The following is a 2320-nucleotide window of genomic DNA, read 5'->3' as shown; positions in this document are numbered from 1 at the left end:
TGAGTTGTCGAGAAACAACGAGGGGGATGAAAGGAATGTTGAAAGTGTCTCAACAAGAGTATATCAAATATTTAAGAGAGTTTGAAGGGCTAAATATATCAGAAATAAAAGAAAGGTTAGACGTAAATTGGAGGACAGCTAAAAAGTATGCTGATAAAGATGATTGGAATGAGCCTGTAATGAAGACTGAAAGAAAATCGCCAGTTATGGATTCTTATAAGGAGATAGTTGACACCTGGCTTAGTGAAGATAGGCTTGTTCCTAGAAAACAAAGACATACTTCTAAGGCAATTTTTAATAGACTGGTTAATGAGCTTGGATTTTCTGGCGGTTATAGAACTGTATGTACATATGTTGAAAAAAGAAAGAAAGCTATGAAATTAGAAGAGGCGAAAGCCTACGAAAAATTAGAACACCCTGCCGGGGAAGCACAAGTTGATTTTTATACCATGAAAGTAAGTAAGGAAAGTGAGCTAGTTGATCGAAAGGTACTAGTTTTATCTTATCCAAATAGTAATGCAGCCTTTGTTCATCCAGTTCCATCTGAGAATCAGGAATGTTTCCTTGAAGCTTTAAAGAGACTCTTCGAAAAATCCTGCGGAGTTCCACATACGATATGGTTTGATAATTTATCAGCTGCAGTAGCTCATATTAATAAGAATGGAGAAAGAACCCTAACGGATTCATTTTTGAAATTCAGAGCCCACTATGGCTTCAAATCTGTATTTTGTAACCCAGCTAGTGGTAACGAAAAAGGAAATGTTGAAAATAAATGTGGATATACAAGACGTAATTTCTGTGTCCCTATACCAATCCTTGAGAGCCTTGAAAAATTAGAAGAAGAGCTGGATGAGCGTAGCTCGCTTGATATGGAAAGGCCTCATTATCAGAAAGGAAAAACTATAAAGGAACTTTGGGAGGAAGAGAAAAAAAGTCTAAAGAATCTGCCATTAAAATCTTATGAAGTTTATAGACTAGATAGTATGCTTGTTAATAACTACGGTGAAGTAAAAATTGATAAAATGCCTATAACTGTATTTGGTGCAAAGCCTGGAACCTATCTTCCTGTAAAAATTATGTGGGATAAGATTGAAGTTCTAGATAACGAATATAATCTTTTAACTTCCGTTCCTAGAGCATATACAGACAAGGTGCAGGAAGTTCCATGGGTCGAGGTCTTTAAAGGATACTGTAGAAAACCACGTAGTGTAACACATTCTCAGTTTGCCAAAATGCTACCCAGAGAACTATATGAGTATATATGCATAGATGATATAGCTGATAGAAAAGACCGTATAACTGCATGCCTAAACTGGATTGCAGTATATTCAGTCAAAGATATTAATGAAGCATTGATAAAAGCTAAAGACAACTTGTGTGTATCTGTAATTACAGCAGTGCTACATTCTATGAATGGACATACAACTAGTTATAAACGCGAAGTGGCTGAAAATTATACTCCTGAGGAAATTAGGAAGGCTCCGCCTAACCTTGATAAATATAATCAGCTTTCAAGGGCAGGTGTATAAAATGGGTGTTGATCCTATATTTGAGCTATGCAAGCAGCTAAAGCTTGCATACATAAATGACTTAATAGCATCATCTGATGAGAATTTAAAGGATTATACATATAAATTGTTAGCTGCTGAAATTGAAGGCAGGAAAAGAGCAAAGCTTGGTAAATTGTTAAAGGACTCCAATATTCCACATATAAAAACCTTTGAGGGGTATCGGTTTGATGAGATTCTATTTCCATCTATCTGTAACAAGGATAGATTGCTTTCTCTTGAGTGGATAAACAATAAAGAAAATGTTGTTATGATGGGCAATGTAGGTACAGGTAAAACCCATATGGCTACCGCATTGGCCGTTGAGGCCTGTCGTAAAGGCATAAGCGTTCAATTTTTTAGGGTTTCTGAACTAGTGGAAACCCTAAAGGATAAATTTAATCAGGGAAGTATAAGAAGATTTAAGAGCAAATTAAAGAAAACAGAGTTACTAATACTAGATGAAGTAGGTTATGTTCCATTTGATCAAGTAGGTTCTGAACTGTTGTTTAATTTAATAGCTGATTGTTATGAAAGGCAGAGCATAATCGTTACTACAAATTTAGAGTTTGGCCAATGGACATCAATATTTGGAGATACAAGACTTACTGCAGCCTTAATTGATAGGATTGTACATCATGCCAGCATTATCTCATTCCCAGGAGATAGCAATAGACTAGCTGAGGCTTTAAGGAAAAAACAGTAAAAAATAAGGCAAGTGTCCTATGCACAATTAGGAAGCTACACTATGCATTTTCTACTTGCAAAACACA

At 35.7% G+C, this 2320-nt stretch carries 2 protein-coding genes; both read left to right on the top strand.

Going from position 1 to position 2320, the window contains the following annotated elements:
* Positions 1-35 precede the first annotated feature (35 nt).
* Complete coding sequence (gene istA / locus ACJDUG_RS17690; protein ID WP_406771191.1) at positions 36-1529, top strand: IS21 family transposase; 1494 nt, start codon at positions 36-38, stop codon at positions 1527-1529.
* 1 nt (position 1530) lies between these two features.
* Positions 1531-2253, top strand: a complete 723-nt coding sequence (gene istB, locus ACJDUG_RS17685; RefSeq protein ID WP_406771190.1) for an IS21-like element helper ATPase IstB — start codon at positions 1531-1533, stop codon at positions 2251-2253.
* The last annotated feature ends 67 nt before the right edge of the window (positions 2254-2320 follow it).

It is taken from the genome of Candidatus Clostridium stratigraminis (genome assembly GCF_045310675.1).
GTDB lineage: Bacteria > Bacillota > Clostridia > Clostridiales > Clostridiaceae > Clostridium_AT > Clostridium_AT stratigraminis.
This window is presented reverse-complemented; position numbering and strand designations above follow the sequence as displayed.

Bases quoted from the DNA above. Each gene is read 5' to 3' on its own strand.
- istA (WP_406771191.1), top strand. From the start codon at position 36: ATGTTGAAAGTGTCTCAACAAGAGTATATCAAATATTTAAGAGAGTTT.
- istB (WP_406771190.1), top strand. From the start codon at position 1,531: ATGGGTGTTGATCCTATATTTGAGCTATGCAAGCAGCTAAAGCTTGCA.